This is a genomic window from Parafrankia sp. Ea1.12 (assembly GCF_900465275.1).
Lineage (GTDB): Bacteria > Actinomycetota > Actinomycetes > Frankiales > Frankiaceae > Parafrankia > Parafrankia soli.
Map to the genome: position 1 here is coordinate 19,729 of NZ_UBIZ01000462.1, position 8,015 is coordinate 27,743.

General features: G+C 74.2%; 6 protein-coding genes. All 6 read left to right on the plus strand.

The features are described 5' to 3' along the window. Positions 1-156 precede the first annotated feature (156 nt). On the plus strand, positions 157-2,112 hold the full coding sequence (gene sppA / locus FMEAI12_RS27515) for a signal peptide peptidase SppA (RefSeq protein ID WP_112108373.1): 1,956 nt from the start codon (positions 157-159) through the stop codon (positions 2,110-2,112). A gap of 333 nt (positions 2,113-2,445) precedes the next feature. Beyond that, positions 2,446-3,729, plus strand: a complete 1,284-nt coding sequence (eno, locus tag FMEAI12_RS27520; RefSeq protein ID WP_112108376.1) for a phosphopyruvate hydratase — start codon at positions 2,446-2,448, stop codon at positions 3,727-3,729. Positions 3,730-3,736: 7 nt separating this feature from the next. Then, positions 3,737-4,141: a septum formation initiator family protein gene (locus FMEAI12_RS27525; RefSeq protein WP_071059223.1), complete on the plus strand. Its 405-nt coding sequence runs from the start codon at positions 3,737-3,739 to the stop codon at positions 4,139-4,141. A 101-nt stretch (positions 4,142-4,242) separates the two neighbouring features. Continuing rightward, a complete protein-coding gene (locus FMEAI12_RS27530) occupies positions 4,243-4,779 on the plus strand; it encodes a DUF501 domain-containing protein (RefSeq protein ID WP_112108377.1) in 537 nt (178 codons plus the stop codon). Further along, positions 4,776-5,732 carry a Ppx/GppA phosphatase family protein gene (locus FMEAI12_RS27535; protein ID WP_071059225.1) on the plus strand — a complete coding sequence of 319 codons (957 nt, stop codon included), beginning with the start codon at positions 4,776-4,778 and terminating at the stop codon, positions 5,730-5,732. Before FMEAI12_RS27530 ends, FMEAI12_RS27535 begins: the two co-directional genes overlap by 4 nt. Continuing rightward, positions 5,729-6,517, plus strand: coding sequence for a uracil-DNA glycosylase (locus FMEAI12_RS27540; RefSeq protein ID WP_020458461.1), 789 nt, complete (start codon positions 5,729-5,731; stop codon positions 6,515-6,517). The genes FMEAI12_RS27535 and FMEAI12_RS27540 overlap by 4 nt, the downstream gene beginning before the upstream one ends. Positions 6,518-8,015 lie beyond the last annotated feature (1,498 nt).

The following is an 8,015-nucleotide window of genomic DNA, read 5'->3' on the forward strand; positions in this document are numbered from 1 at the left end:
GAGCCCGGGTCGCAGAGACCGCGCCACGACAAGGCCGAGCAGGATCGCCGTCAACCATCACCTGGGACGTCAGTGGCAAGCATCTACCGGGACAGGACAACAGCCGCGCCCGACCAGCCCCGCCGAATTACCCGGCCTTGCGTCTAGCCTCGGAGCATGGTTGGAACCCCCAGACAGGTGGTCGCCGACGTCCAGCGGATCGCGCGGCGGCGCAACGCCCCGATCGTGCTCGAGCTCGACCTGACGTCCGATCCGGTCGAGGGCGTGCCCACGGACCCGCTGACGGCGGCGGTCTCGCACCGGCGGACCGGCCTGCGGGAGATCGTCGACGGGCTGCGCCGAGCGGCTCGGGACGAGCGCGCGAGCGTCGTCGTGGCGCACGTCGCCGCCTGCGGGATGCCGCTGGCGCGGGTGCAGGAGATCCGGGACGCCGTCGCCGAGTTCCGGGCCTCCGGCGGGGCCGCCTACGCCTACGCGGACACCTTCGGCGAGTTCGGCGGCGGCACCGTCGCCTACTACCTGGCCTGCGCGTTCGACGAGATCTGGCTCGCGCCGCCCGGTGACCTGGGCCTGACCGGCGTCGCGATGGAGACCCCGTTCGTGCGCGACGCGCTCGACCGGCTCGGTGTCACCGTTGAGATCGGTCAGCGCCACGAGTACAAGAACGCGGTGAACACGCTGGTGGAGCGGGACTTCACCCCCGCCCACCGGGAGGCGCTGGCCCGCATCGTCGACTCCAGCGCCGAGCAGATCGTCGCCGGGATCGCGCAGAGCCGGGGCCTGTCGGCCGACCAGGTCCGGCGCATGATCGACATCGCGCCGCTGGCCGGCCACGTGGCGCTCTCCGCCGGCCTCGTCGACCGCATCGGCTACCGCGACGAGATCTACGAGTACGCCCGGGAGCGAGCCCGCGCGCTGGCCGGCCGGGACCCGGGCGATGACGCCGGGGAGACGGTCGAACCGGTTCTGAGGTACGTCTCCGCCTACCGGCGGGCGGCCGTCCGCAAGGCCGAGTCGCCGGTGCGCCGCGCCGGGTCGTTCGCCTCGTCGCTGCCGGCGACGATCTTCCTGCGCGAGTCCGGCCGTTCCCGCACGGGAACGGCCGGTGGTCCCGGGGACGAGAGACCGGCCGGCGCGGCGGGCCCGTCGCGGGCGGGCGCGGACGTGGTGCCGCCGGAGATCGATCCGCACACGTCGGTGGTGGCGCTCGTGCACGGCACCGGGCCGGTGGTCCTCGGCGGAGCCACGATGCCCTTCTCGGGGCCGGTGTTGGCCGCCGACGCCGTCACGGCAGCGTTCCGCGCCGCCGCACGTGATCCTTCTGTGGCCGCCGCGGTCTTTCGGGTGGAGAGCCCTGGAGGCTCCTATGTGGCCTCGGACGTGGTCCGTCGGGAGATCGAACGGTTCCGATCCACAGGCCGTCCAGTAGTGGTCTCGATGGGCTCGGTGGCCGCGTCGGGCGGGTACTTCGTCGCGCTCGCGGGGGACGTGATCGTCGCGAACCCGGGAACGCTGACCGGGTCCATCGGTGTCTTCGGCGGCAAGCAGGTCGTGCGCGACCTGTTCGACAAGGTCGGCATCGGCTTCGGCGCCGTCGCCGCCGGTGAGAACGCGCTGATGATGTCCCCACGCCAGCCGTTCACCCAGGCCGAGCGGGCGAAGCTGGACGAGTTCCTCGACCGCGTCTACGCCGACTTCGTGGACAAGGTCGCCCAGGCCCGCCGCATGTCGCACGGCGACGCCCACGAGCTCGCCCGCGGCCGGGTCTGGACGGGCGCCGACGCCCACCGTCACGGCCTGGTGGACGAGCTGGGCGGGCTGGCCCACGCGATCGACCTCGCCTGGGCCCGGGCCGGCCTGCCGGCGGGGGAGACGCCCAGGGTGCGGCTCACGCCGAAGCCGTCGGTGTTCGACCGGCTGCGCGCGCCGAAGTCCAGCGAGGAGCCGGCCGCGGCGTCCGCGCTGGCACCCGGGCTGGGCGCCGGGCTCGCCGGCCTCGGGCTGCGCGGCGCGCTGCTCGTCGGCGAGCGGCTCCTGGGGGCTGGCCTGGCCCGGGCGGGCCTGCCGGGTGCCGGCCCCCTGGTGATGCCGCCGGTCGGCGAGATCCGTTAGTCCCGCGGGGCCCGGCCGGGCAGAACGCGCGCTGGTTGCGCGACCCCGGAGCATGATCAGGGTGTCACGATGGTGGCGGGACGTCCCCGCGTGGCGCGACCGGGAGGCGACGCGGTGGCGCGCGGGCGGCGGTAGTCTCGCACCGACCGGTTCGTCCGGACGGCGCCGCTCGTCCCCGTGCCCCGGGTCCGCGCCCGCCGGGCTGCCGCGGCGGATCCCCGGTGCCCGTCCGTCCGCCAGCGGTCGTTTCTGTCCGCCAGCAGATGTCTGTCCGCCAGCAGATGCCGTCCCGCGCCGGTGCCCCGGTCGCGTCTCCATCGAAAGGTCGTGCCCGTGCCGTCCATCGAGGCTGTCGGAGCCCGTGAGATCCTCGACTCCCGAGGCAACCCCACCGTCGAGGTCGAGGTCGTCCTGGAGGACGGCACCCTCGGTCGCGCCGCTGTCCCGAGCGGTGCCAGCACCGGTGCCTTCGAGGCCGTGGAGCTGCGCGACGGCGGTGACCGCTACGGCGGCAGGGGCGTCACGAAGGCCGTCGAGGCGGTCATCGGCCGGATCGGTCCCGCCATCATGGAGCTGGAGGCCACCGAGCAGCGTCTGCTCGACGCGACCCTGATCGACCTGGACGGCACGCCCGGCAAGTCCGCCCTCGGCGCGAACGCGCTGCTCGGGGTCAGCCTCGCCGTCGCCAAGGCCGCCGCGGCCTCCAGCGGCCTGCCGCTGTTCCGGTACCTGGGCGGCCCGAGCGCCCACCTGCTGCCGGTGCCGATGATGAACATCCTCAACGGCGGGGCACACGCCGACACCAACGTCGACATCCAGGAGTTCATGATCGCGCCGATCGGCGCGGGCACGTTCGCGGAGTCGCTGCGCTGGGGTGCCGAGATCTACCAGGCGCTCAAGAGCGTGCTCAAGGGCCGTGGCCTGGCCACCGGCGTCGGCGACGAGGGTGGCTTCGCCCCGAGCCTGCCGACGAACCGGGAGGCGCTCGACCTGATCGCCGAGGCGATCGACAAGGCCGGCTTCGGGCTCGGCGACGACATCGCGCTGGCGCTCGACGTTGCCTCCACCGAGTTCTTCGCCGACGGCTCCTACACCTTCGAGGGCAGCGGCCGGTCGGCCGAGCAGATGATCGACTACTACGCGGACCTGGTCGACTCCTACCCGATCGTCTCCATCGAGGACCCGCTCGCCGAGGACGACTGGGCCGGCTGGACGAGCATCACCACCCGGCTCGGTGCCCGCGTACAGCTCGTCGGCGACGACCTGTTCGTCACCAACCCGGAGCGGCTGGCCCGCGGCATCGCCGAGGGGGCGGCGAACGCGCTGCTGGTGAAGGTGAACCAGATCGGCACCCTGACCGAGACCCTGGACGCGGTGAACCTCGCGCACCGCAGCGGCTATCGCTGCATGATGTCGCACCGCTCCGGCGAGACCGAGGACACCACGATCGCCGACCTGGCCGTGGCCGTCGACTGTGGCCAGATCAAGACCGGCGCCCCGGCGCGCAGCGAGCGGGTGGCGAAGTACAACCAGCTGCTGCGCATCGAGGAGGAGCTGGACGACGCCGCCCGGTACGCGGGAGCCGGCGCGTTCCCGCGGCGGACGACCACCGGCTGAGCCGACCATGCCCGTCCGGCGTACCGCGCTGACGACGAGGGCCACGCTGCTGGCCGTCGTCATCTGCGTCCTGGTGTTGACCCTGGCCTATCCGTTGCGGCTGTACCTGCAGCAGCAGGCGAAGATCTCCGAGCTCACGCGGGCGAACGCGCAGCGCCAGACCAGGGTCGACGACCTGCGCGCGGAGGTGGCCCGTTACGACGACCCCTTGTGGGTGGCGGACGAGGCGCGCCGCCGGCTGCACTTCGTCCTGCCCGGGGAGAAGTCGTACCTGATGCCCACCGCGCCGCATCCGACGGCGGAGCCCGGAGCGGACGCGGCCGGTGGCTCCGGCGACCAGTCCTGGTACGGCCGGCTGTGGTCACAGCTGGACGAACCGCCGGCTACTCCGACTCCGGCGCCGCCCTCGTGAGCGGCGGCGTGGGCGGTGTAGACGGTGCGGATGGTGTACACGGTGCGGGCGCTGTAGACGGCGCCGGCTGGACGGACGGTGCGGGCGGTGAGCTCGCCGTCGTGCGCCGCCAGCTCGGCCGTCCGCCGCGGGCCGTGCTCGACGTCGCGCACCGCTGTTCGTGCGGGCTGCCGGACGTCGTGGAGACAGCCCCGCGGCTCGAGGACGGCACGCCGTTCCCGACGCTGTTCTACCTGACCTGCCCGCGGGCGGCGGCGGCGATCTCGCGGCTGGAGGGCTCCGGCCTCATGCGGGAGATGACCGCGCGGCTGGGGACCGATCCCGGGCTCGCCGCCGCCTACCGCGCCGCCCACCGCGACTACCTGGCGCGCCGCGACGCCCACGGAACCCTGCCCGGGAACCCGAGCGCCGGTGGGATGCCCGACCGGGTCAAGTGCCTGCACGTGCTGGTCGCCCACAGCCTGGCCGCCGGCCCGGGAGTCAACCCGTTCGGTGACGAGGCTCTCGCTCAGCTCGCCGACTGGGGGGCCCGCGGGCCGTGCGTCGAGCCGGACGGCGCATCCTGTGCGGGGGAACCGGGGGGCTCGCGCGGCCATGCGGCACGCGTCGGCCAGGGACGAGAGGAGACCGCCGGATGACCCGCGTGGCCGCGATCGACTGTGGCACCAACTCCATCCGACTGCTCGTGGCCGAGCTCGACGAGGGGGCGGCCGGCTCCGGTGGGCGGCTGCGCGAGCTGACCCGCCGGATGGAGATCGTCCGGCTCGGCGCCGGCGTCGACCGCACCGGTGAGCTGGCGCCCGAGGCGCTGGCCCGGACGTTCACCGCGCTGCGCGACTACTCCGACGAGATCACCCGGCTCGGCGCGACCCGCGTCCGGATGGTCGCCACCAGCGCCACCCGGGACGCGCGCAACCGTGCCGAGCTGGTGGACGGCGTCCGCGCGATCCTGGGTGTCGACCCCGAGGTGATCAGCGGTGGCGAGGAGGCTGCGCTCTCCTTTGCCGGCGCGATCGGCGATCTCGACGGGGTCGCGACTCCGATCCTGCTGGCCGACATCGGCGGCGGCTCGACCGAGCTGGTGCTCGGCGGCGCCGAGGGCGTGCGGGAGTCGATTTCGGTCAACGTGGGCTGCGTCCGCATGGCGGAACGCCACCTGCACTCCGATCCGCCGGCACCGGAGCAGATCGCCGCGATCGTCGCCGACGTCCACGCGGCGTTCGACCTGGCCGAGCGCACCGTGCCCATCACCACCGCCGCCACCCTGGTCGGTGTCGCCGGGACGGTGACCACCGTCGCGGCACTGGCGGCCGACCTGCCCACCTACGATCCCGACCGCATCCACCTGATGGTCACCTCGGCCGCCGACGTGGCCGCCGTCACCGCGAGCCTGCTCGGGATGACCCACGCCCAGCGCGCCGCGCTGCCGGTGATGCACCCCGGGCGGGTGGACGTCATCGCCGCCGGCGCACTGGTGCTGCGGACCCTCATGGAGCGGTCCGGAACCTCCATGGTGATCGCGAGCGAGCGGGACATCCTCGACGGCATCGCACTCTCGCTGGGCGGAGTGGTCGAGTCCGGGGCTCGGTGAATCTGCCGGGCTCGGGCTGGCCCGGAGACCCGGCCGTCCCGGGCACGCCCGTCGCCCGTTCCGGGCCGGAGGTGGCGACCCTCGCCGGGACGGCGCCGGACTGCGACGAGCTTGACGCGCGGATTTCGGTCTGCCGGGCCTGCCCGCGGCTGGTCGAATGGCGCGAGGAGGTGGCCGCTGTCCGCCGGGCCGCGTTCGCCGACCAACCCTACTGGGGACGGCCGGTGCCGTCGTTCGGGCCGGCCGACGCGCGGACGTTGATTGTCGGCCTCGCCCCGGCCGCGCACGGCGGCAACCGGACAGGCCGGATCTTCACCGGCGACCGCAGCGGGGACTGGCTGTTCGCCGCGCTGCACCGGGCCGGCCTGGCCGCCCTCGGGACCTCCGTCTCCGCCGGCGACGGCCAGCGGATGACCGGCGCGCGCGTGGTCGCCGTCGTCCGGTGCGCGCCGCCGGCGAACAAGCCCACCCCCACCGAGCGGGACACCTGCCGGCCCTGGCTGGTCCGGGAGCTCGAACTGCTGCGACCGGCCCTGCGGTCGATCGTCGTGCTGGGCGGATTCGCCTGGTCCGCGCTGTGGCCGGCGCTCGCGCGGGCCGGCTATCCGACGCCGGCGCGGCGCGTTCCGTTCGGCCACGGCGTCACGGCGGACGCGGGTCCGGTGCGGGTCCTCGGGTGCTACCACCCGAGCCAGCAGAACACGTTCACCGGCCGGCTGACCGAGCCGATGCTCGACGCCGTCCTCGCCGCCGCCGTGGCCGATCCGGTGGCCCAGGAGGGCTGATGGCGGCATCGTGGCCCCGCGGAGCTGATGGTGGTCCCGCGAGCTGACGGTGGTCCCGCGCGCCGGCTCCGGGAGGCTCCGGCGTGCAATCGTCCGGCGCCCGGCTCGCTCCGGTGACGTCCCGGGCCGCCCGGACGGGAGCCCGGGTCGTCCTCGGTGGGGCGCGTTGCGTGGGGCCGCGAATCGCCGCGCGGCCAGGTGACCGAAACCACGGTGAAGGTCGAGTCTTGCGGAAACGTCCATTACCGTATCCGGTGGGAGCACGACTTCCCGTATGCGGGGACAGTGGGCCAGATCACGCCGCGACCGCCTATCGGACTAACGGACGGGTCGTGCGGCGAAGGCTCGGTGTGGTCTTCGAGGCTTGGCGTGTCTGCCCGTGGCAGCCGCATTTTTCCTCGTCGAGAAGGTGGTTCACCGCGGATCTCATTGTCTGCGGGGATACCGACCGGCGAACCCGCCGGCCGTCGTGGTGGGCCGGGTCGGGCCGTCCGGCCCGGGAGTGGCGTCCGGCGGTGGTCGCGCGGCCCCCTTCGCCCAGGACGGGTGGCCCCGGGTCCAGGTCGCTCGTGATGTCGCTTTGCGCTTCCGATCCCATGCGGAAGGTGTCCTTCAGGTGCCTGTTGGGATGCCACTGTGTAGCCAGCGTCACCCCGGAACGGCGGACCGCGCAGGCACCGGTGGGCGGCCCGGCGGAGACGCCGGGGGAGGGCCGGCGACCCGGAGACGGCCGGCCGGGTCGGGGCCGCCGGGCCTGGTCCGCGCGTCCGCGGGCCGTCCTCGACGGAGCCGGAGCCGAGACCGCCTTCCCGGTGCCCGCTGAATGGCCTTTGAAATAGGTCCGCCGTCCCCGGCCGGTGTCGGCAGAACAATATCGAGGGCATGCCGGAGGATTCTGCTCGGCACTGGTACCGGATTCCGATTGGCGCCGTGAGCGCCGGTGGGGCCGTTCACGCGGCTGCCGTGGGTGCGGATTCCCTCGCCGCATCGCTGATAACGACTCGAATCGTTTGGGACGGTGCCGCCGGGCCGCGCCGGCGCCCGGCGCGCGACGTCTTTCGCGCCCGGGTGGGCGCTTTGTCGCACCACCTAGCCGGCCGGCTGGTTCGCCCGGCGGGTCGGACCGGTCCGACCCGCCGCTGCCGCACCGGAGGGCCCTCCTCGAACACGCCCCGCTGTCATCCTCGCCGCCGGGCCCGGCGGCGGCGCTCGCGCTCGGCACGGAGTCGCCGGGCCGGCGGTGGACAGGTCGCACGCCGCAACCGACGCTCGGGCGGCCTCCGCGGCCGCGGTCGCCTGGCGGGATCGACCGCCACGACTGGGATTGCCGGCCCGCCGGTCGGCCGGGACAGCGGGTGCCGGTGGGCGGCCTGCCGGCGGGAACGCGTGGCGCCGGACCGCCGGGCACCAGCCTGGCTCCGGCCCGGCCCCGGTGGGCGGAGTGTCGTCCGTCCGTGGGCGGGGGGCGGAAGGACCGGGACATTCGGTATTCTTGATC

What these genes read in the sequence shown, in the direction of transcription:
- sppA (WP_112108373.1), top strand. Translation starts at nt 157, where the DNA reads ATGGTTGGAACCCCCAGACAGGTGGTCGCCGACGTCCAGCGGATCGCG.
- FMEAI12_RS27525 (WP_071059223.1), top strand. Translation starts at nt 3,737, where the DNA reads ATGCCCGTCCGGCGTACCGCGCTGACGACGAGGGCCACGCTGCTGGCC.
- FMEAI12_RS27535 (WP_071059225.1), top strand. Translation starts at nt 4,776, where the DNA reads ATGACCCGCGTGGCCGCGATCGACTGTGGCACCAACTCCATCCGACTG.